Raw genomic sequence first — 22,485 nt, forward strand, 5'->3', positions numbered from 1 at the left:
GTCATTACAAAGCGTGTTTTTAGCTTCTAAGAATGCTGAATTTATCTCAAAATATACTCACCACTGGCGAACAGTGTTCAATAAGATGCGTTCCCCCTGACGGAGTGGGATGCAGAACTGAATCAGTTACACGAGCGCAACGGCGATTTGGTACTGAAGGTTCAGATGCTGGAGCATGAACTCAGGGAAGTGCGGCGCTCACGGGAGGTAAATAAAAACTCAGCTCCGACCGTCGCAGAATTCCCAGAGCCAGCCGAGTTGCTTAACCAACTGAAAGCGCGGCGCAAAAAGTCCGGAGCAAACTTGGCTGATATGGAGGTGGTTTTGGAGATACTAGGAACCGACAGGAGCGAAATTTGAGCGGAAAATAGGACTATCGGTAATACAATTAACCTGAAACCCTTACTCCGCAAAAGACATAGAAAGTGAGCACGGAGGGATTTGAACCCCCGACCCTCAGGACCGGAACCTGATGCTCTATCCACTGAGCTACGTGCCCTCGACTTTTTAGAGTATAACACGTCTTGTCGAAAATGGCTAGTCGATCGATAAAATTCGATCGCCAGTCTCCAAATCCCTTGACCGATGCGGGTTATACTCGGGCGCGCGAGCGTGTATCAGACAGTTCTCGCAGCCTGAGACTGCAAATTTTGACGATTATCGTCAAAATAATACGACAATAGATAAAATAATAGGCTTTGATATAACAAAGATTAGGTTCACATTCGATCGGGGTTAAGCGTCTACCACAGCTAATATGGCGCGCATCAAGTCCCTCCAGCTAGTCGGGAGTAGATGGCACTGCTGTTAAGACGAGCGGGAGCAAGGACGGTTCTAGACAAAGTTCACTAAACCTCTAAATCTGATGATTTATAAAATTTTAGATAAATTACCGCTGCGAACAGTTCTCATAGTTCCATTTGTACTGCAAATCGTGGGAGCCGTGGGCCTCGTAGGATATTTGTCTTTTAGAAACGGACAAAAAGCAGTTAATAACCTTGCCAGTCAGTTAATGAGCGAGGTGAGTTCGCGTGTCGAGCAAAACCTGCAAGCTTACCTGACAACACCCCACCAAATCAATCAAAGCAAGCTGGATGCTGTCAAGCTGGGGTACTTAAAAATGGATGATGCGTCATCTTGGGAGAAATATCTTTGGCGGCAAGTACAATTATATCCTTATATCAATTTTACATCTATTGCCAACAAGAAGGGAGACTATCGAACCGGAGAAAAACTGTCTAAAGGCTCTCTAATGATTAATCTGTCAGGGAAATCTACAGGCTTTGATTTCTATTCTTACACTACTAATGATACAGGCGATCGCACTACCGTATCAACAGTTGTCAAAAACTTTGACATCCGCGAACATCCTTCGTACCAAAATGCGGCTAAGGTCGGCAAACCAACTTGGAGTTCCGTTTATATTTCGTTTCTAGAACCGACATTAATCCTGGGCGCACTCCAACCCGTATACGAGAATAATCAGCTAGAAGGAGTATTAATTTCTGCGTTGCGTCTAGACCATATTGGGAATTTTTTAAACAGTCTCAAAATTGGCAAATCCGGGCAAGCATTTATTGTCGAAAAAACTGGTACGTTACTGGCAACTTCAACTCCCGAACAACCATTCCGTACCAAAGATAATAAAAAAGAACTCTTCAAAGCAGAAGAGAGCGTTGACCCCTCGACTCAAGCTACAGCTAGATATGTAGCAGCTCGTTTTCGGGAATTAAAGGAAATTAAAACTTCCTATCTCTTTAATTTTGAAATAGACGGCAAGCTTCAATTTGTAAAAGTTCTACCGTTTCAAGACGGCAAAGGTTTAGACTGGCTGATTGTCGTAGTTGTTCCCGAAGCAGATTTCACCGAAGAAATCGATGCCAATACCCGCACAGCGATTTGGCTTTGTTTGGCAGCTTTAGGAGTAGCTGTCGCGTTCGGCATTCTGACTTCTCGGTGGGTGACAAATCCTATTTTGCGGTTAAATACAGCAGCCAAAAATATTGCTAAAGGTGAATGGGACACCACAGTAGAAAGCGAACGCTCTGACGAATTGGGGGAATTAGCCAAGTCATTTAACAGCATGGCTCAACAACTGCAACAATCTTTTGAAACTTTAGAACACCGAGTGCAAGAGCGGACTGCCGAATTGGCTGTAGCTAAGGACAAAGCAGAAGTAGCCAATAAAGCTAAAAGTACCTTTCTGGCGAACATGAGTCACGAATTGCGATCGCCCCTAAATGCAATTCTCGGCTTTTCCCAACTGATGACTCGCAGCCAAACTCTATCCCCAGAACACCAAGAAAATCTTAGCATAATTAGCAGCAGCGGAGAACACCTGCTCACCCTGATTAATAACGTGCTCGATTTATCTAAAATTGAATCGGGGCGTACCACCCTCAATCCGAAAAAATTCGACCTCTATCGCCTGCTAAATGACTTGGACGATATGTTTCAACTGGGAGCAGATGACAAGCACTTGCAGTTAGTTTTCGAGCGCAGTCCCGACGTACCGCAATACGTAGAAACTGACGAATTAAAGCTGCGACAAATATTAATTAATCTGCTAAATAACGCTCTTAAGTTTACAGAATATGGCGGTGTTTGCGTCAGAGTTAGCAAGCAGCTTTTAAGCAATATAAATCCACAGGAAGAAGTAGGAAATAATCGTGTATCAACAGCCGAAAAACCTACAAGAAACGTGGCTATTAATGGCGTTAAAGTCCCACAGTTAACTCAGTCAGAAAATGCGAGTTATACAACCCACAATGACCGTTCAGCTTCTGCCTCGTCCTTATTTGTTCATTTTGAAGTCGAAGATACTGGTCCAGGTATTGCTGCCAATGAATTAGACAATCTTTTTGAAGCTTTCGTGCAAACCCAGACAGGCAAAGATTCTCAAGAAGGTACAGGCTTGGGATTGCCAATCAGCCGCAAATTTGTGGAATTAATGGGTGGCGAAATGAGCGTCATTTCTGCTGTTGGGAAGGGTACTAATTTTAATTTTTACATTCAAGTTATTGCGGTAGATGTGGCTGAGATTGCCATCCCCAAACCGACTCGCCATGTGATTGCCCTGGAACCCAACCAACACCCCTATCGAATTTTGATAGTAGACGATAAACCGCTCAACCGCCAACTCTTAATTAAACTTCTCAATCCTCTGGGTTTTGAACTGAAAGAAGCTACTAACGGTGAAGAAGCTATTGACATTTGGGATAGTTGGGAGCCGCATTTAATTTGGATGGACATGAGAATGCCCGTGATGGACGGCTACGAAGCAACACAATACATTAAAGGCACTATTAAAGGTCAAGCTACTGCTATTATTGCGCTGACTGCGAGCGTTTTGGAGGAAGAACGGGCTGTGATTTTGTCGGCGGGCTGCGATGCTTTTATGCGGAAACCTTTCCGGGAAGCCGATATTTTTGATGCTATGCACAAACATATCGGAGTGCGCTATATTTATGAAGATCCGGGTCAAGCTAACTCATCGGCAGTTCCGCGCGATCGCGAAATGACTGCGGCTGACTTCGTTAAATTGCCAGAGTCGCTGGTAGCTGATTTAAAGCTGGCGATACTGAAAGTGGATATGGATTTCATTGAGAGTTCGATCGACCAAATTAGATTAAAGGATACAGTAACGGCTAGTGCGATCGCGAATTGTATAGAAAATTTCGAGTACGACAAAGTTTTAAAGTTAATCTCTCAAGCAAGCTCACATGAATAATGACATTCCTAGCACCGATCGCGGTAATATTTTAGTAGTGGACGATACCCCAGCGAATTTGCGGCTGCTAGCCGGAATTTTGAACGGGAAGGGCTATAAAGTCCGCCCCGTACCCAGCGGCGAGTTAGCACTTTCGGCGGCAAAAGGTATGCCTCCCGATTTGATTTTGCTGGATATTATGATGCCCGAAATGAACGGGTATGAAGTTTGCGAAAAAATCAAAGCTGATGAACGCACTCGCGACATTCCGGTGATTTTTATCAGCGCGATAAATGACGTACTAGATAAGGTTAAAGCTTTTGATGTGGGCGGAGTAGATTATATTACCAAACCCTTTCAGATGGAAGAGGTGTTAGTTAGAGTAGAAACCCATTTAGCAATGTGCCAGTTGCAAAAAAAACTCCAACAGAAGAACGATGAACTGACAATCACTTTAGAGCAACTGCAAGCAACTCAGGAGCAATTAGTTCAATCGGAAAAAATGGCTGCCTTAGGGCAACTGATTGCAGGCATTGCTCACGAAATTAATACACCACTAGGGGCGATTCGATCGTCTATTGGGAATATTACTGGCTTTTTGGATAACAATCTCGACAGTTTGCCAGTTTTTTTTAAACAACTCTCTGCCGAACGCCAGCACGATTTTTTGAGTTTGATGCACAGTTCCCGCCAACAAACTTACTCTTTATCTACGCGAGAAAAACGGGAATTTAAAAGAGGCGTGAAGCAGCAACTAGATGCGGAAGGGATTGATAATTCTGACAGCCTTGCTAGCATTTTAGTCAATATCGGATTGCAAGGAAACGTGCAAGAATTCGTGCCGTTGCTCAAAGACCCTGACAGCGAAAATATTATCAAAACTGCCTACGATTTTGCTAGTATTCACAAAAGCGCCAAAACCATCGCTACCGCTACAGAACGCGCTGCAAAAGTCGTTTTTGCTCTCAAAAATTATGCGCGTTACGATGTACATGGGGAAAAATTAAAAGTGAATATTACTGAGGGAATTGAAACTGTATTAACTCTTTATCAGAACCAGCTAAAACAGGGTGTGGAAATCGTCAGAAGCTATCAAGCTCAATTGCCGGCGGTATTGTGTTATCCAGACGAACTCAATCAAGTTTGGACAAATTTAATTCATAATGCTTTACAAGCGATGGACAATCAAGGAACTTTAACAATTGACGCCTTGCAGCAAGATACCAACTTTGTTGTAAAAATTACCGACAGCGGCACTGGAATTTCACCCGAGATTTTGCCGAAAATTTTTGAGCCTTTTTTTACTACCAAACCAGCGGGAGAAGGCAGCGGATTAGGATTGGATATTGTCAAAAAAATTATTAAAAAACATCAGGGGACAATTGATGTGGAGTCGGTGCCCGGTAAAACTGCATTTACGGTGTCTTTGCCGATTAATTTAATTGAATAGGTTAAATAAAGTACCCCAGACTGAAATCTGGGGCTAAAAATTTGCAGTCGAGGCGCGCGGAATGTAGAATTTTGAAAACGGTGTGCTGCCCATCCGGGTTCACCCAGCCAGACGAAAGGAGGAAACTAGCGATGTCTAAACCAGCAATTTTGTGTGTTGACGATGAAGTAGCGGTGCTGGAAAGTCTGGAAATTGAACTGCAACAGGCGTTTAACGGTAAATATCTTTGCGAATTTGCTGAAAGTGCTGCCGAAGCACTGGAGATTATTCAAGAGCTGTGTGAAGATGAGGTTAACATTCTAGTTATTGTCTCTGATTGGTTGATGCCTGGAATGAAAGGAGATGAGTTGTTGATTAAGATTCATCAAAAATATCCGCAGATTGTGACAGTTATGCTGACAGGACAAGCGGACAAAGAAGCAATTGAGCGCACAAAATCTCAAGCCAATCTTCATGCTTTTATACAAAAACCTTGGCAAAATCAAGAATTAATTGAAGCGATTAAGTCTGGTCTAGCAAAGTTATGAAAAAACCTGTAATTATTTGTGTGGATGATGAGCAGACTATACTCGATAGTCTGGAAATAGACCTGCTAAAAGCCTTTGAAGATAAATATTTAATTGAAACAGCCCAAAGCGGCGAAGAAGCTTTGGAGTTGCTGTCTGAACTTTTAGCAGAACAGTATGAAGTTCCTTTGGTTATTTCCGATCATATCATGCCGAATATGAAAGGAGACGAGCTATTGAGGAGCGTTCATGCCATCTCGCCGAGAACTCTTAAGATTATGCTGACGGGTCAGGCTGATTTGGAGGCGGTAGCCAATGCTATTAACTACGCTAAGTTGTACCGATACATACCTAAACCATGGCAAACAGATGATTTAAAATTAACTGTTACTGAGGCAATTTACAGATATTTTCAAGACAAACAATTAGCTGAAAAACAAATAGAACTTCTGGAAATGAATCAGGAGTTGGCAAGATTAAACCGCAAGCAGGCGATGCTGATTGCCAAACTCCACGAAAACGAAAGTCGGTTGACGCAATACCTGGAAGCTATGCCGTTGGGAGTGTGCGTGCTGGATGCGAACGGTCAATCTTTTTATGCTAATCAAAAGGCGCGGGAGGTATTTGGCAGAGGCACTGTGCCACATATTAATGCGGAGCAGAAAGCAGCAATTTATCAATTCTATAAAGCCGGAACTAATCAGAGATGTCCTGTGGAAGAATTGCCAATTATGCAGGCGCTGCGGGGCGAAAGTGTGCGGACTGAGAGTGTAGAAATTAGGACTGGTAATAAGGTGATTCCGGTGGAGAGTTGGGCGACTCCTATTTATGATTCTCTGGGGGATATTTGCTACGGGATTATTGCTTTTACTGATATTACGGAACGCAAGCAAGCTGAAGCAGCGCTGGTGCAAGCTGAAGAGAAGTATCGCCGGATATTTGAAAATGCTCTCGAAGGTATTTTTCAGACTTCACCTGATGGAACTTTGATCAGTGCTAATCCTGCTCTCGCTCAAATCTACGGCTATGATTCCGCTGAAGAATTGATGGCAAGTGTTAATGATTTTCAGCGACAATTGTACGTGCAACCAAACCGCCGTCAAGAGTTTTTCGCGCTGATGGAACAGTGCGGTACTGTGTCTGAGTTTGAGTCGGAAGTTTACCGCCGAGATGGCAGTATTATCTGGATTTCTGAGGATGCGCGTACTGTTTTTGATGCTAGGGGTGAACTGCTTTACTATCAGGGTTTTGCTGAGGATATTACTTTGCGAAGACTTGTGGATGTGGAACGCCTGAAGTTTACGAATGATTTGGAAAAAGCTTTGATAGCTGAAGAAAAGTTCAATGAAGCGCTGTTAGAAAGCGAAAATCGGCTGACTCAATTGCTGGAAGCGGTGCCGGTGGGTATATTTGTGGTTGATGGTATCGGGAAACCTTGTTACATGAATTCTTGGGCTGAGAAAATACTTGGCAAAGGCTTGGTTTCTGATGTTATTCCTACGAATTTGCCGGAAGTTTATCAAACTTACTGCGCCGGAACTAATGAGCTGTATCCGGGCGAAATGCAACCGATTGTGCGGGCGCTGCGGGGGGAAGTGGTGCACGCTGATGATGCTGAAATTCACCAGCCCCAGAGGATTGTGCCGATCGAGGTTTGGGCGACTCCAATCTACGACGAACGGAAAAACATTGTTTATGCGATCGCAGTTTTTCAAGATATCACGGAGCGTCAAGAGCTAGAAACCGAGCGCCGCCAGTTCACAAACGAGTTGGAAAAAGCTTTAGCAGCAGAAGAAAAATTAACAGATGCTTACGGGCGGTTTGTGCCGCACCAATTTCTCCACTTTTTGGGATATGAAAGTATTCTGGACGTAAAATTAGGCGATCAGGTACAGAAAGAAATGTCGGTGCTGTTTTCAGATATTCGCAATTTCACGGCTCTTTCTGAAATGATGAGTCCCGAAGAAAATTTTCAATTTATTAATGCTTATTTGTCGCGGATGGAGCCTGCAATTACTGAAAATTTTGGGTTTATTGATAAATACATCGGCGATGCAATTATGGCGCTGTTTAATGGCAGTGCGGACGATGCTGTGAAAGCTGGAATTGCGATGCTAGAGCAGCTTAGCGAGTATAATATGAGTCGCAGTCGCCCCGATCGCGCGCCGCTGCAAATTGGCATTGGGATCAATACGGGTTCTTTGATGTTAGGCACGGTTGGCGGCCAAAGTCGGATGGATAGCACGGTGATTAGCGATGCGGTAAATTTAGCTTCCCGCGTGGAAAGTTTGACGAAAGAGTATGGAGTTTCGATGTTAATTACTCACAATACTTTTGTACAGTTGAATGATGTTTATGATTTTAGGTTGATCGATCGCGTCACAGTGAAAGGCAAATCGCGCATGGTTACGGTTTATGAAGTCTTTACGGCAGATCCGCCCGAGTTGCGACAAAAAAAGTTAGAGACAAAGACAATGTTTGAGCAAGGTTTGGTATTCTACAATAGTGACAAGTTTCTCGAAGCTACAAGATTGTTTTCGGCGTGCCTGCAAGTCAACCCCGGGGATAAGGTAGCTCAAATTTATATGCAGCGATGTGTGAAACGGCCGATCGCTCCTGCATAATAGAAGAAGTCATTAGTCATTAGTCATTAGTCATTAGTCATTAGTCATTAGTCATTAGTCATTAGTCATTAGTCATTAGTCATTAGTCATTAGGAAGAAGTCATTAGTCATTAGGAAGAAGTCATTAGTCATTAGTCATTAGGAAGAAGTCATCAGTCATCAGTCATCAGTCATCAGGAAGAGGGAAGAAGAAGGATTTAGTTATCGTCGGGAGATAACGAAGAAGCAATCGATCGCGTGGGGAAAGTGCAATGCCAGAAAGTCCTAGACATCGGGCGCGGTTGCTATATTGTTTAGATGGGCAGGGAAACGGAAACAATTGTTTCTTGCTGGGGCAAACTTTCTATTTTAAATTGTCCTCCGTGCAATTCTGCTAGGCGTTGGACGATGGCCAGGCCCAATCCCAAACCTGGTTGTTGGTAAAGTTTGCGATCGAACTGCCTGTAAGCTTCTAATTGTGCAATCTGAGCGGGTGTCATACCGCGGCCTTGGTCTTTGACAGACAGAATAAAAGTCTGATTTTCCACGAAAGTGCTGAATAAAATCGGCGTTCCTTCTAAAGAAAATTTGAAGGCATTGTCCAGCAGTTCCTCAACAATTTTTGTGAGTCTCATGGAATCAATAGCCACAGACGCATCCTGCAAGTTTAATTGTAAATCGTCTGTTCTATTCACCTGTTTCGCTTGCTGGCGGGCTTTTTCACTCAACAAAGATTTTACGCAGCTAAATTCGCTGTTACGCATCTCAAGAAGCAGTTCGGGATTTGTGGCTGCCATCTCCAGTTCTGCATAGAGCAAAAAGTTCTGAATCAGCCGATACAAGCGATGACCGGAAGTGTTTATTTGACCGATCATATCTAATATATCTGGTTCTTCCAAGACGTGATATTCTGATAAAATTAGCTCCGAAAAACCCAGAATGGCATTCAAAGGAGTCCGCAATTCGTGGGGTATCGACATACTAATATTAGTTCGCAATTCGTCTAGCTTTTTTTGCGATTGCTTGCTAATTGTTTTCTGTTTTTCAAGTCTAATAGCAATTGCTTTGAGCAGTTCTTGCGGCGTACAAGGCTTGGTAATGTAATCGTCTGCTCCTAGTTCCATGCCCGTGCGAATGTCACTTTTATCGGCTTTTGCTGTGAGGAAAATAAACGGAATTGTGGCAGTTAAGGGTTCGGAACGCAAAGCTTTTAGGACGCCGTGACCGTCCACTTCTGGCATCATCATGTCGCACAAAATTAAATCGGGGATTTGTGCGATCGCCAATTTGATGCCGGCTTGGCCGTTAATCGCTCCAATGCCTTCAAAGTTCTCGGCTTCCAGCAACTCTAAAATGTTTTCTCTAATCGATTCTTCGTCTTCTATTACTAAAATCTTTGCCACGGTTATTGCTCCTTTTAGTTAGTAGTTGTTGCAAAAAATCTGCGTGAGGACACTTGACAAATTTGTTGTTTTATGTAGTTAACTGAGCGTTAAGCGGCGGATGTTTATAGTGGATAATTTAGTTGTTAAGCTGTGCATTTAAATTGTATATTTTAATTCCATATTAAAACTCGTCAACTCCTCGGACCCTCCCCCTCTCTCCCCCGATCCCCATCGGACTCTCTCCCTCTCCCCCGCGCAGCAGCTTATTGGCTAGCACAAATTAAAGGTAAGGTAATAGTGAAAGTTGTGCCTTTTCCTTCTTGAGAGTCGATCGCCAGTTTGCCGCCGTGAAGTTCCACGGCTCTTTTCACAATTGCTAAACCGAGACCTGTTCCCGAAATAGTGCCGACATTTGTAGCTCGGTAAAAAGTTTCTAAGATCCGCTCTAGATCGGCTTGGGGAATCCCGATGCCCCGATCTTGAACCTGGAAAACAGCTTTGCCGTTTTGACAATTTAGTCGCAAGGAAACTGAACTGCCTGCGGGGGAATATTTGATGGCATTTGAGAGGACGTTTCCCAACATTTGCTGCAGCAGTTTTTCATCCATTTGAGCGTCGCAGTTGCCGCCTTCATGTTGAAAGGCGATCGGGTGTTGGTTGCTGTCGTTGAGCTGCTGTTCTTCTACCAGTTGACGGCAAAACTTTTCAAGGTTCAAGGAAACAGGTTGAAACGGTAAGGTGTTTGCTTCTATTTTGCCAATTACGAGGATATCTTCTAATAACTCTGTCATGCGTTTGATGGCTAATTGAATCCGCACAAAATGAGTAGATTTTTTTTCTTCTGACCACTTAGCGCTGTAATCTTGGAGCAATCCCGCCGAAAATTGGATGGTTGTCAGGGGGGTGCGGAATTCGTGGGAAACCATGGTGACAAATTTAGCTCGCAGTTCTGAAAGCTCTTTTTCTCGTGCGAGGGCTTTGAGAATTTCCGCTTCTGCGCGTTTGCGATCGCTAATGTCGCGGGCTTCAGCAATCAGCAGCAAAACTTGTCCTGTTTCATTTTTAACAGGTTTCAGCGAGAAATCAACTGTCACAATTTGGCCGCCTTTTCCTAACAAGTCTATTTCTCGACGAAAAAACTCGCCCGTACCAGCTTTGGCGATCCCTTTTTTTAATTGTTCTTTACCATTTGGTGACTGTTCCCAAATCGGCTGTTCCCAAATCGGGCGGCCGACAATATCTTGCGATCGCACTCCGGCAAAATCGAGGGCTGTCTCGTTGACTTCCAGCACGATTCCTTGGGGAGTCAGCAGCTTGGTGAGTTGAAACGAAGAGTCAAAAATCGCCCGAAAACGGCGCTCGCTTTCCCGCAGCATTTGAAATGTTTGGGATCGTTCGATCGCGTAGCGGATCGTCCGTACCAATAATTGAGTAGTAATTTGACCTTTAACAATGTAATCTTGAGCTCCCAAGCGAACTGATTCTAGGGCGATCGCCTCATCGTCCAAGCCCGTCATTACCACCATTGCTGTATCCAGGGCAACTTCTCGCAGGCGAGTTAGGGTTTCCAAACCGCGGCTGTCGGGCAAAGAAAGGTCGAGCAAAACTACATCAAAGGGTTGTTTGCACAGTTGGGCGATCGCCTCGTGCAGGAACTCAACAGAAACCAGTTCCCACTGGACGCCGACAGATACTTCTAACAGTTCTGCAAGCAAATCAGCATCAGCGGGATTGTCTTCTACTAACAGAATCTTAATCCACATAGCTTAGACGTTTTTGACTGTAAAAATTTTACTCTACCAATCTAAGATTAAACTTTTTTGCTTGACCTTGCCCTTTTTAACTTGAAAGTTATTATTTGGGAACAGTCAGTCGATTTTAGATTTGAGATTGAAGAATTTTAGATTTACTTGCAGCGCCGTGAATCTCGGAGCTTGGGCAAAAGTCTAAAATTCGGCGCTGGTGGCGGCTCGTGTCGGGGGCTGGTATCCGTTTTTGGGAGCTTTCACCACCGCCCGCCAAAAATATTCAATCAATTAATAATTTAGAGGAAGTTTCACGACGGCGAGCCAGAATTCCTCAATTAACCTGACTACTTTAGTAAATTGTACAAAGTCTACAGGCTTGGTGATGTAACAGTTGGCGTGGAGCGAGTAGGACTTGACAATATCCTCGGGAGCTGCTGAAGTGCTGAGAATCACTACCGGAATTAATTTTAAATTCGGGTCAGTTTTAATTTCTTCTAGCACTTCAACACCGCTTTTTTTTGGCAGGTTCAAATCGAGCAAAATCAAATCAGGACGGGGTACGGCCAGATAGGGTGCTTTTTTGCGTAAAAACTTGATTGCTTCAACTCCATCCTCCACAAAATGTAAGTTATTCAATATTTTACCCTGACCGAGGGCTTCTATTGCCAAATCGGCGTCGCTGGGAGAATCCTCAATCAGCAGAATCTCAACGGGTCTAACAGTGCTTCGATCGCTCATAACTGCCGTATCCTTTTGATTAGAGGAAAAAATTAACTTTGACCCTTCACGTACTAATTATAGGAATAGTGAAGTAAAAAGTCGCTCCTTTTCCCTCCTGAGATTCCACCCATATCCGCCCGCCGTGGCGTTCCACAATGCGCTTGCACATCGCCAAACCTATGCCAGTACCGGAATATTCGCGGCGTCCGTGCAGCCGTTGAAAAATGATAAAAATGCGATCGGCATACTCCGGATCGATGCCAATGCCGTTATCGCGGACGCTGAACAGCCATTCGCCCTCTTGCCTTTGGGCAGCGATCTGAATGAACGGGATGTCTTCGCGGCAAAATTTGATGCCGTTGGCGATCAAATTTTGGAATAATTGCATTAGTTGAGATTCATCTGCCATCACGGTTGGCATCGCATCGCAGGTGATTACAGCTTTCTTTTCGGCGATCGCAATTTGCAAATTGCACAAACTTTGCTTGACAGCAGCGTTGCAGTCCGCCATCTCAAACTCCTGGCCCCTCGTTCCCAGTCGCGAATACGCCAACAAATCGTTAATTAACTGCTGCATTCTGGTGGCGCCATCAACAATATAATTAATATACTTATCTGCGCGATCGTCCAAATTTCCTTGATAGCGCTGGGCCAGCAATTGAGTATAACTCGTAACGGCTCGGAGCGGTTCTTGCAAATCGTGGGAAGCCACATAAGCAAATTGTTCTAATTCCTCGTTAGAACGCTTCAAATCTTCTGTAAGTTGCAGCATTTGCTGCTCTGATTCTTTGCGGTCTGTAATGTTGTAAACCAAGGCGCAACAAGACACCATATTCCCCAGCTCTTCGTCGAATACTGGACTGACAGAAATATAAGTCCAAACATCTTGACCGTCCTTGCTTTTTAGTTTAAATTCCTTTTCTTGGGAAAGCCGCCGCAAGCGCCGCTCGACATTATCAAAAGCTTGTTCTTTTTCCTGTTCGTCCAGAAAATCCCAAAGCGGCAGCCCGAACATTTCTAATTCACTATAGCCCAGCATTCGCGCCATGGCATGGTTCACGTAAGTCGTGAGGCCATTGCTGTCAATTACCCAAATACCTTCTTCTGCTAATTCAACTATTTGCTTGTACTTAAATTCGCTTTCGAGCAAAGCTGTTTCAGTTAATTTGCGATCGGTGATATCTTTCAGGAAACAGTGGTGGCCGTTAAATGTTCCTTGGGCGTCGCAAGCTTTTACCATAGTTACTTGCTTGTAAAAAAACGTTCCATTTTTGCGGACACCTCTAGCTTCTACCTCTACTTTGCCAGAAATTAGCATTTCCTGATAAGCACTAATCAGCATCTCAACATCACCCGGATGTACGGTGAGCGGCCATTCCATGCCGACCATTTCTTCCGGTTCGTAACCGCAGGTATGAGCGTAAGCTCGATTAGCATTGATGTAGCGTCCCTCAATGTCCAGCCGCGAAATGCCTTCCACCGCATTTTGCAGGGCAATGGTGAGGTCGCGGAAATCTTTTTCAGCTTGTTTGCGATCGCTAATATCCTGACCGACACCCAAAAAACCGTTAATATTTCCGTTGCTGTCAAATAAAGCAGTCACCGACAGCAGTACCGGAAACCGCGAACCATCTTTGCGAATGTAAGTCCATTCATTTTCGTCAGCTATTCCCCGACGCGCCCAGGCAACAAAAACCTCAAACCCCGGCTCTATTTTTACTCCCAATTCTTGAGAAATAATTTCTGCTCTTTGACCGACCTCCACAGGATCGTGAATGATTGCTGGCGTAACTTTCCCCACCACTTCTTCGGAGGAATAGCCTAAAAGTTTCTGGGCTGCCAGATTAAATGTTTTAATTGTACCGTCTGGTTCTGTAGAAATAATTGTGTAGTTAGGGCTATTAAGAATCGCATTTTGCAGTTGCGTCAATTCTAACAAAGTAAACGCAATTTTTTGTCGGTAGGCGATTTCTTTCTGCAATTTGTGGTTAGAAATTTCAATTTGAGCAGTGCGCTTAGCAACTCGACGCTCCAGAGTTTCATTGAGCAGTCGATTTTCTTCTTCTACCTGCTTGCGTTCTGTAATATCAGTAATAGTACCCACATAACTTTTAACCTTCCCATTTTCTCCGATTTGACCGACAGCTTGACCGAATACCCAACTAATTTTAGTGCGATCGATGCCTTGAAAGCGGTACTCAGATTTAAACGGCAATTTCTCGGCAGCGGCGCTGTACCATTGGTCAAAAACCCGCTGGCGGTCGTCTGGATGAATGCCTTGGAACCACCCTTTGCCCAAAGCTCGATCGCAGCCCATGCCCGAAATTTGACACCAGCGCTCGTTGACATACAAGCAATCGCCTATAGCGTCTGCATAAAATATTCCCACCGGCGAAGCTTCAGTTAAAGTTTGATAGCGAGCTTCTGTTTCTCGGCGTTCGATGATTTCTTGTTGCAGTATGCGATCGATCATCCCTAATTGAGTTGGACTCAGGAGAGTTAATGCTTGGGGAACTAAAGGAATTAATGCAAAAGCCGTGTAAGCAGAAATCGCGGCGGTAATAATTTTCAGACAGCCAGAAACCCAATAAACAGGATGCCAAAGCGTCCAAACTTCCATTACATGAGTAGTGCCGCAGGAGATAATAAAGGCTGCAAACAGCCAAAAAATGTTGCGAAAGGGCAAGTCTTTTCGGTGGGCGATAAAATAAATTAGGGATAGGGGTATGGAATAGTAGGACAGGGCAATTATCGAGTCTGACACTATGTGGAGTGCGACGAGTTCTCGCTGCCAAAGGTAACAGTGACCGTGAGGAATGTAATTCCCGATGAATAACAGGTTATTTAAAACAGTCCACATGATAAAGGAATGGGTAATGGGGAATCGGGAATCGGGAATTGGTAATTGGTAATTGGTAATTGGGAATGGGTAATGGGGAATTGGGAATTGGTAATTGGTAATTGGGAATTGGTAATGGGGAATGGAAAATTTAACCCAATAACTTATAAGTTATCTCAAAATTCAAAAATCTACAGAAGAGCGGGCGAAGGTCATTCGCACGCCAAACAAACGAAACCCGCCTCCGCGGGTTGAAGTCTTATCTTCTCCTTCTTCTTTCTTCTCTCGCGACGATAACTCAAGCCTTCTTCTATCAATCCGTTACATCCGTTACAGAATCCGTTGCCGAACTTCCTTCACCTATAAAAAAAGGGGCGAGCCCGAAGCCCGCCCCACCAAAAATTATGCTGCTGCTATTGATTAACCCAACAGCGCCTGAGCCTTAGCTACGACATTATCAACGGTGTAGCCAAACTTTTCTAAAGCAACGGGGCCCGGTGCAGAAGCGCCGAATCTGTCGATGCTGAGGCTGTCGCCTTCGGAACCTAAATAACGTCCCCAGCCGAAGCTAGAACCTGCTTCAACTGCTAACCGCTTGGTAACAGCTTTCGGCAGTACAGATTCGCGGTAAGCGGCATCTTGGGCGTCGAACAATTCCCAGCAAGGCATTGAAACCACGCGGACTTTATTGCCGGCGGCGCGCAATTTTTCAGCGGCATCAACGCAGAGGTATGTTTCGCCACCGGTACCGATTAAAATGATGTCGGGAGTGCCGCCGTCGTCGGACAAAATGTAAGCGCCTTTGGCTGTTCCTTCGATCGAGCTTCCGGCCAAATTGGGCAGGTTTTGACGGGACAAAGCCATTAAAGTCGGGCGTTTGCGGCTTTCAACTGCCACTTTGTAAGCACCGGATGTTTCGTTTCCATCCGCAGGGCGCATTACCAACAAATCGGGAATTACACGCAGGGAAGCAATGGTTTCAACAGGTTGGTGAGTCGGGCCATCTTCGCCCAAGGCTACGGAGTCGTGAGTCATTACATAAATAACTCCAGCTTCCGAGAGTGCGGAGAGGCGAATTGCGCCGCGCATATAGTCGGCAAATACTAAGAATGTGGCGCAGTAAGGTATTAAGCCGCCGTGTAAGAGCATACCGTTGGCGATCGCGCCCATGCCGTGTTCCCGCACGCCAAACCGCAGGTTGCGTCCTTCGTATTGACCTTTTTGGAAGTCTTTTTCACCCTTGAGCAAGGTCATGTTAGAAGATGCCAAGTCAGCGGAACCGCCGATCAATTCAGGTAGGACAGCAGCCAAAGCATTCAAACATTTTCCTGAATGATTGCGAGTCGAATCTGCCTTATCTTCCGGGTTGTATGTGGGTAAAACTTGATCCCAACCTTCGGGAAGTTTGCCGGCAACGGTGCGATCGTATTCTGCTGCTTCTGCAGGATATGCTGCTTTATAAGCATCAAAAGCTGTCTGCCATTCTTGCTCAGCTTGAGCGCCGCGTTCTACTGCTTTGCGGAAGTGTGACAAAGCATCGCTAGGAATTTCAAACGGTGCGTGTTCCCACTTCAAGAAATCGCGAGTTGCTTTCACTTCATCGGTACCCAAAGCAGCACCGTGAGAACTGTAAGAATTGCGCTTGTTGGGAGAACCGTAACCAATGATGGTGCGAACTTTAATCATGGACGGTTTGTCCGTGACTTTTTTCGCTTCTTCAATAGCTTTGTGAACTGCTTCTAGGTTAGTATCTTCGTCTAGAGCGGTATTGTCTACTGTAATAACGTGCCAGTTGTAAGCTTCAAAACGCTTGCCGACATCTTCAGTAAAGGCCAAGCTTGTGTCGCCTTCAATGGAAATGTGATTGTCATCGTACAGGGCAATTAATTTGCCGAGTCCGAGGTGTCCGGCCAAGGAACAAGCTTCGCCGGAAATGCCTTCCATGTGGCAGCCGTCACCCATGATGACATAGGTGTAGTGGTCAACAATGGTGTGGTCGGGCTTGTTAAACTTGGCAGCGAGGTGAGCTTCTGCCATTGCCAAACCGACGGCGTTAGCAATGCCTTGTCCCAGGGGGCCGGTGGTAACTTCTACGCCTTCGGTGACGAAGTTTTCTGGGTGTCCGGGGGTTTTGGATTCCCACTGACGGAATTGCTTGATGTCGTCGAGGGTGACGCTATCGTAGCCGGTGAGGTGCATGAGGGCGTACTGCAGCATACAGCCGTGGCCCGCGGAGAGGACGAAGCGATCGCGATTGAACCACTTGGGGTTTTTCGGGTTGAACCGCATAAACCGATCCCACAGCACGAAGGCCATAGGGGCAGCGCCCATCGGCAGTCCCGGGTGTCCTGATTTTGCTTTTTCTACCGCATCGATGGCGAGAAAGCGGATAGAGTTGATGCAGAGTTCTTCGAGTGATTGAGTTGCAACAGCCATAATTCTGGTTTTTATATGTTAAGAGAGAGTGTGTGTGATATCATATCGGGTCAATCGATCGTAATTCTTGTAGGGGCGGGTTCACCAATAATCCCCAATGAAAACCAGAGTTTTAGTAAACCCGCCCCGACCCAAATAGTACGATCGATCGACCGGACATGATATGTGTGGTCGATTCTGGCAGAGGTGCGATGAGTCGAGTTCGATCGCCCGCGTCTCTGCTGTTCAGTTTCTGTGGAACTGCCGTGAGGCTGCACTACATATCATCTCACCACTTGCGATCGACAGACAACTTATATCATTTTAGATTTTAGATTTTAGATTTTAGATTGGGAATGATTTACTGGGTATGGGTTTGAGGCACTGGCCTGCGGTTGCATTTTTTTTTAACGGGTATTAATTGTTTAAAGTTTCGGCCACTTTGTGGTGTCTAGAACAATTTGCGATCGGAGATATTTCTGGGTGGGCTGGCAGTTGTCAGTTGGCAGCTACCCGATTTTAGTCAAAAGTCAAGGCATACCGGACGATCGCAAGTGTATCTTAGTTGTTTGAAAAATTCATCTGTGTGGCGCGGTTATGATAAAGTCTAGTGTTTCTCACATTTTGCAGCTCGGTGACGAACAGGCAAGATGCTTGTCCCACCCCAAGTGAATTTTATGGTGGGGCCCGCAGGCGAGCCTGCGGCTCGCGCCAGCACGAGAATAGTGCAAAATGTAAGATATTGGTAATTTTAATCAGGCAATAAGTAATGACTCTGAGTGAAGCCGAAGTCCGCAGTCAAAAAGTAGAAGAACTGCGATCGCAAGGCATAGAACCGTATCCCAGCCAATCCTACGCGCGATCGCACACAGCCCAACAAGTTCGCGAAATATTTAGTCAGCCGGGAAAAGAACTCGCCAACGGAGAAAGCGATCCCGAAGAAATTCCGCTGCGATTAGCCGGCCGCATTATTTCCAAGCGCGACAGCGGCAAAATTGGTTTCATCGATTTAAAAGACGCCACAAACAAAATTCAACTCAAAATCGAGAAAGCAATCGTCACCGGTGAAGTCGGCTTGAGCTTTGAACAAATTAAAAAATTGCTTGATATCGGCGATTTTGTCGGCGTCAAAGGTATCGGCTGCCGCACGCCCCGGGGAGAACTTTCTATTTTAGTGCGGGAATTCACGCTGTTATCAAAAGCTACTATTCAATTTCCCGACTCTTATTACGGCATTAACGACCCCGAAGTTTGCCGCCGCCACCGCGAAATGGATTTAGCTAGCAACCAAGATGCGCTCAACCGTTTCATGCTACGCAGCCGCATCGTGCAAAGCATCCGTTCCTATCTCTGGCAAGCCAATTTTTACGAGATAGAAACGCCGACACTCCAAGCTATTTACGGCGGTGCTGCTGCTAAGCCGTTCATCACGCACCACAATGCTTTGGAAGTAGATTTATATTTGCGAGTTGCTCCAGAATTATTCTTAAAAAGGGCAATTTGTGGAGGATTCGAGCGAGTATTTGAACTAGGAAAAGCCTTTAGAAATGAAGGCATTGACAGCACTCACAATCCCGAGTTTACCTCCTTAGAAGTTTACCAAGCCTATGCAGATGTATTCGACATTTTAACAGTGGTCGAAGATGTGATGTGTTTTGCGGCAGCGGCTGTTTTCGGGGATGTCCTGGAAATAGAAAATCAGGGAGAAACCATCAGTTTAGAGCGCAAGTTCGACTACAGCGACAAATATCCCGGTTTCAGCGGCAAACACTGGCAAGTGAAAACGATGGTGGAAGCTGTCAGAGACGAGTTTGGGCTGGATTTTGACAGTTTGGACTTGGAAAGTGCGATCGCATCCGCAACCAAGCTAGAATTGCACCTGTCTAAGTTAGAACAACAGAGTTTAGGCTACGTGCTGTATGCAGTTTTTGACAAATTAGTTGTTCCCAAACTAATTCAACCGACATTCATCATCGACTATCCCGTCGAAGTCAGTCCCCTAGCCAAAGGACACCGCAGCAAACCGGGATTTGTCGAACGTTTCGAGCTATTTATCAACGGTACCGAATACTCGAACGGCTTCTCAGAATTGAACGATCCGAAAGAGCAAAAAAAGCGCTTTGAAGAACAGCTAGCGCAGAAAAACGCAGGCGACGACGAAGCGCATCCCATGGATGAAGACTTCATCCAAGCCCTATCTTTGGGAATGCCGAATTGCGCGGGAATGGGCATCGGAGTAGACAGATTGGTGATGCTTTTAACTAACACTCAAAGCATCCGAGATGCCGTAATGTTCCCGACAATGCGGCCTGTCAAAGATTAGTAAAATCCTGTGGATACTGTCTTGATTTATTCAGGGGTTAGCGCTCAAATAATTCGAGTCGAAAGGCTTTTGGGATTTGAAAATCCCAAAAGCCAGTAAGATTCGTTCGTAGTGCGGACTTTAGTCCGCTCTCCTGCTGCGGACTGAAGTCCGCACTACAAACTGTACAATCGGACCATGAGAGCGTGTCCAAGTTAGGAGAGCGAGTCCAAGCTCACCGAACAAAAGCCTGCCTCCTGCCTCCTGCCTCCTGCCTTCATTGACCTTGACTCGTGTTACGATTATATTACAAAGGTGTCTGCGGTTCGATCGCTTTTCTCTTTCAAGATACAAGAGGCGGGTTCATCAATGGTCTCAAACATTACAAACAGGTTAAATAAACCCGTCCCCTCCCACCTGACAACCCGTGACTGCTGTTGGTGCAAAAGATCGTTTAAAATGGAATTGCACCCTAATTTTCTAAACAAATAACTTCTCATTGTTAACTCAGAAAATATGACACTTATTCAAGAAAAAACTCTCGCCTCAAAAGTTCGCGCCGACTTCCCAATCTTGACACAAAAAGTCAACGGCAAACCGCTCATTTATTTAGACAACGCAGCTACATCTCAAAAACCCCTAGCTGTGCTCAACGCTTGGCGCGGTTACTACGAACAATACAATGCCAACGTGCACCGCGGCGCCCACACTCTCAGCGCCAAAGCAACTGATGCTTACGAAGCGGCGAGAGACAAAGTTGCAGCATTTATCAATGCAGCATCGCGGCAAGAAATTGTTTACACTCGCAACGCCACCGAAGCAATTAATTTAGTTGCTTATTCTTGGGGTTTGAGCAATCTGCAAGCGGGAGATGAAATTATCCTGTCAGTTATGGAACACCACAGCAATCTCGTTCCCTGGCAAATGATTGCTCAAAGAACCGGTGCGGTGCTGAAATTTGTTGAATTAACCGAAACTTACGAGTTTAATTTAGAACAGTTTAAAACGCTGGTTTCCGATAAAACTAAGTTGGTGTCTGTGGTTCACATTTCCAATACTTTGGGCTGCATCAATCCAGTTAAAGAAATCTGCAAAATCGCCCACAGTTTCGGCGCCAAAGTTTTAATTGATGCTTGCCAAAGCGTGCCGCACATGGTAGTGGACGTGCAAGCAATCGATTGCGATTGGCTGGTTGCTTCCGGTCACAAAATGTGTGCTCCGACTGGTATCGGTTTTCTGTACGGTAAACTGGATTTGCTCAGAGAAATGCCTCCGTTTTTCGGCGGCGGCGAGATGATTGCTGATGTGTTTCTCGAATATTCTACCTATGCTGATTTGCCGCACAAGTTTGAGGCGGGGACTCCGGCAATCGGTGAGGCGATCGCCCTTGGTGCTGCGATCGACTATCTTAATAACATAGGCATGGAGCAGATTCACGCTTGCGAAGCCGAATTGACAGCTTATCTCTTCCAACAGTTGCGGCAAATTCCCCAGATCAAAATTTACGGCCCGCAACCAGACAGCAACGGCGAAGGTAGAGCCGCCCTAGCATCCTTTAGCGCCGGAGAAATTCACCCTCAAGACTTGTCTACCATGTTGGATGAGGAGGGGATCGCGATTCGTTCCGGGCATCACTGCACGCAAGCTTTGCACCGCTATTTGAACGTTTCATCTACGGCGCGGGCGAGCGTGTATTTTTACAATACCCGTGAGGAGATTGATGTGTTTGTAAAAGCACTGAAAGAGACGATCGACTTTTTTGCTGGGATTATGGGGTAATTTAGTAGGGCGGGCAGTGCCTGCCCTACCAAATTACTTAAACCTTATTGCTTTTACTTAGGTTACACCGATAGCACAGGAGCTGAAGGTTATCCCATATAGTTAAACCACCTTTGCTAAAAGGGTAAATGTGATCTGCTTTTAGTTCCTTAAAACCTTTAGGCCCTCGAAATACTATCTTGCAAGTAGGGCAAACATATCCATTCAACTCAGTGCTTTAGTGTAACCTAAAATAGGCTTCTTTCCACATTAACGGGACTTGAACATAAAATACGATAAAAATAGGTTATAATAGTTACAGAGCAAGCATATAACGTTAAAAAATGACCCATGAAAGAGACAACCCCTGCCGCGATGCCCCCCTGCTTCGATAGATGGTGTCAAAGATTTGACGATATTTTTGGTCATCTTGCCCAAAAACGAGAGTTTAGGAACTATTTAGGGGGATTATTGGGAGAAAGTGAACGAAAAAACCTGTCGCAGATGGCAGAAAACGCTGTCGGAGTAACTTACCACAAATTACATCATTTTTTAACAACAGCGCCTTGGTCATTCAATGAACTCAACGAACGTCGCTTAGACGTAATGAATCAGTGCAACCAGACCAAGATTAGTCGAGGATTTAGCCTGATAATAGATGATTCAGGACATAGAAAAAGTGGTAATTTTACCCTGGGTGTAGGAAGACAATACATCGGACAAATCGGAAAAACTGATAATGGGGTAGTAGTAGTTACGAGTCATCTATATGATGGTAAGAAGAGCCTGCCATTAGATATTGAATTATATAAAAAAGCCGACTCATTACCCTCCGGAAAAGATGACCCAGACTTCAAAAAAAAGCCAGAAATAGCCATAAATTTAATCGATAAGACCTTAGCTAGAGGCTATAAACCAGGAATAGTCTTGATGGATGCAGGGTATGGTAATAACACCAGTTTTTTACAAGAATTGGAAAACCGAAAACTAAAATATATCGGAGGACTTGCCAAGAATCGCAAAGTAATAATTCAAAAAACAGTAGATGAA

General features: G+C 45.0%; 14 protein-coding genes and 1 tRNA gene. 8 read left to right on the forward strand and 7 right to left on the reverse strand.

Annotated features, from left to right (window positions below; all coding sequences use genetic code 11):
* Positions 1 to 426 precede the first annotated feature (426 nt).
* Positions 427 to 499: transfer RNA gene (locus JGK39_RS23600), tRNA-Arg, on the reverse strand.
* Between the two features lie 366 nt (positions 500 to 865).
* Here JGK39_RS23600 and JGK39_RS23605 point away from each other — a divergent pair.
* From JGK39_RS23605 to JGK39_RS23620, 4 genes are all read left to right on the forward strand, one after another.
* Positions 866 to 3,730: a hybrid sensor histidine kinase/response regulator gene (locus JGK39_RS23605; RefSeq protein WP_293297530.1), complete on the forward strand. Its 2,865-nt coding sequence runs from the start codon at positions 866 to 868 to the stop codon at positions 3,728 to 3,730.
* Positions 3,723 to 5,159, forward strand: a complete 1,437-nt coding sequence (locus tag JGK39_RS23610; RefSeq protein WP_293258625.1) for a response regulator — start codon at positions 3,723 to 3,725, stop codon at positions 5,157 to 5,159. Before JGK39_RS23605 ends, JGK39_RS23610 begins: the two co-directional genes overlap by 8 nt.
* A gap of 131 nt (positions 5,160 to 5,290) precedes the next feature.
* Positions 5,291 to 5,686: a response regulator gene (locus JGK39_RS23615; protein WP_293297527.1), complete on the forward strand. Its 396-nt coding sequence runs from the start codon at positions 5,291 to 5,293 to the stop codon at positions 5,684 to 5,686.
* On the forward strand, positions 5,683 to 8,289 hold the full coding sequence (locus tag JGK39_RS23620) for a PAS domain S-box protein (protein ID WP_293258629.1): 2,607 nt from the start codon (positions 5,683 to 5,685) through the stop codon (positions 8,287 to 8,289). The genes JGK39_RS23615 and JGK39_RS23620 overlap by 4 nt, the downstream gene beginning before the upstream one ends.
* A gap of 293 nt (positions 8,290 to 8,582) precedes the next feature.
* Here JGK39_RS23620 and JGK39_RS23625 read toward each other — a convergent pair whose 3' ends face one another.
* From JGK39_RS23625 to tkt, 5 genes are all read right to left on the reverse strand, one after another.
* Complete coding sequence (locus tag JGK39_RS23625) at positions 8,583 to 9,671, reverse strand: response regulator (RefSeq protein ID WP_293258631.1); 1,089 nt, start codon at positions 9,669 to 9,671, stop codon at positions 8,583 to 8,585.
* Between the two features lie 245 nt (positions 9,672 to 9,916).
* Positions 9,917 to 11,416 carry an ATP-binding protein gene (locus JGK39_RS23630; protein WP_293258633.1) on the reverse strand — a complete coding sequence of 500 codons (1,500 nt, stop codon included), beginning with the start codon at positions 11,414 to 11,416 and terminating at the stop codon, positions 9,917 to 9,919.
* Positions 11,417 to 11,689: 273 nt separating this feature from the next.
* Positions 11,690 to 12,139 carry a response regulator gene (locus JGK39_RS23635; protein WP_293258635.1) on the reverse strand — a complete coding sequence of 150 codons (450 nt, stop codon included), beginning with the start codon at positions 12,137 to 12,139 and terminating at the stop codon, positions 11,690 to 11,692.
* A gap of 46 nt (positions 12,140 to 12,185) precedes the next feature.
* Positions 12,186 to 14,981, reverse strand: a complete 2,796-nt coding sequence (locus JGK39_RS23640; protein WP_293258637.1) for a PAS domain S-box protein — start codon at positions 14,979 to 14,981, stop codon at positions 12,186 to 12,188.
* Positions 14,982 to 15,380: 399 nt separating this feature from the next.
* The gene (tkt, locus tag JGK39_RS23645; RefSeq protein ID WP_293258639.1) at positions 15,381 to 17,396 is read right to left on the reverse strand and encodes a transketolase; all 2,016 of its coding nucleotides are present in this window, start codon (positions 17,394 to 17,396) and stop codon (positions 15,381 to 15,383) included.
* A 426-nt stretch (positions 17,397 to 17,822) separates the two neighbouring features.
* On the opposite strand from tkt, the gene JGK39_RS23650 reads away from it, so the two are divergent.
* The 3 genes from JGK39_RS23650 (at position 17,823) to JGK39_RS23660 (ending at position 21,456) form a co-directional block, all read left to right on the forward strand.
* On the forward strand, positions 17,823 to 17,948 hold the full coding sequence (locus tag JGK39_RS23650; RefSeq protein ID WP_293211169.1) for a hypothetical protein: 126 nt from the start codon (positions 17,823 to 17,825) through the stop codon (positions 17,946 to 17,948).
* A 196-nt stretch (positions 17,949 to 18,144) separates the two neighbouring features.
* Positions 18,145 to 19,698 (forward strand): lysine--tRNA ligase, encoded by a 1,554-nt coding sequence (gene lysS, locus JGK39_RS23655; RefSeq protein ID WP_293258641.1) that lies wholly within the window; start codon positions 18,145 to 18,147, stop codon positions 19,696 to 19,698.
* A 495-nt stretch (positions 19,699 to 20,193) separates the two neighbouring features.
* A complete protein-coding gene (locus JGK39_RS23660; RefSeq protein WP_293258643.1) occupies positions 20,194 to 21,456 on the forward strand; it encodes a SufS family cysteine desulfurase in 1,263 nt (420 codons plus the stop codon).
* 37 nt (positions 21,457 to 21,493) lie between these two features.
* Here the strand turns inward: JGK39_RS23660 and JGK39_RS33730 are convergent, their stop codons facing one another.
* Positions 21,494 to 21,664 carry an HNH endonuclease signature motif containing protein gene (locus JGK39_RS33730; RefSeq protein WP_366048944.1) on the reverse strand — a complete coding sequence of 57 codons (171 nt, stop codon included), beginning with the start codon at positions 21,662 to 21,664 and terminating at the stop codon, positions 21,494 to 21,496.
* 122 nt (positions 21,665 to 21,786) lie between these two features.
* Between JGK39_RS33730 and JGK39_RS23665 the strand changes: the two genes are divergently transcribed.
* A partial coding sequence (locus JGK39_RS23665) for an IS701 family transposase (RefSeq protein WP_293297524.1) occupies positions 21,787 to 22,485 on the forward strand: 699 nt, incomplete at its 3' end.

It is taken from the genome of Microcoleus sp. PH2017_12_PCY_D_A, from assembly GCF_020738565.1.
Taxonomy (GTDB): domain Bacteria; phylum Cyanobacteriota; class Cyanobacteriia; order Cyanobacteriales; family Microcoleaceae; genus Microcoleus.

Bases quoted from the DNA above. Each gene is read 5' to 3' on its own strand.
- JGK39_RS23630 (WP_293258633.1), bottom strand. From the start codon at position 11,416: ATGTGGATTAAGATTCTGTTAGTAGAAGACAATCCCGCTGATGCTGAT.
- tkt (WP_293258639.1), bottom strand. From the start codon at position 17,396: ATGGCTGTTGCAACTCAATCACTCGAAGAACTCTGCATCAACTCTATC.
- JGK39_RS23605 (WP_293297530.1), top strand. From the start codon at position 866: ATGATTTATAAAATTTTAGATAAATTACCGCTGCGAACAGTTCTCATA.
- JGK39_RS23610 (WP_293258625.1), top strand. From the start codon at position 3,723: ATGAATAATGACATTCCTAGCACCGATCGCGGTAATATTTTAGTAGTG.
- JGK39_RS23660 (WP_293258643.1), top strand. From the start codon at position 20,194: ATGACACTTATTCAAGAAAAAACTCTCGCCTCAAAAGTTCGCGCCGAC.
- lysS (WP_293258641.1), top strand. From the start codon at position 18,145: ATGACTCTGAGTGAAGCCGAAGTCCGCAGTCAAAAAGTAGAAGAACTG.
- JGK39_RS23635 (WP_293258635.1), bottom strand. From the start codon at position 12,139: ATGAGCGATCGAAGCACTGTTAGACCCGTTGAGATTCTGCTGATTGAG.
- JGK39_RS23615 (WP_293297527.1), top strand. From the start codon at position 5,291: ATGTCTAAACCAGCAATTTTGTGTGTTGACGATGAAGTAGCGGTGCTG.
- JGK39_RS23640 (WP_293258637.1), bottom strand. From the start codon at position 14,981: ATGTGGACTGTTTTAAATAACCTGTTATTCATCGGGAATTACATTCCT.
- JGK39_RS23620 (WP_293258629.1), top strand. From the start codon at position 5,683: ATGAAAAAACCTGTAATTATTTGTGTGGATGATGAGCAGACTATACTC.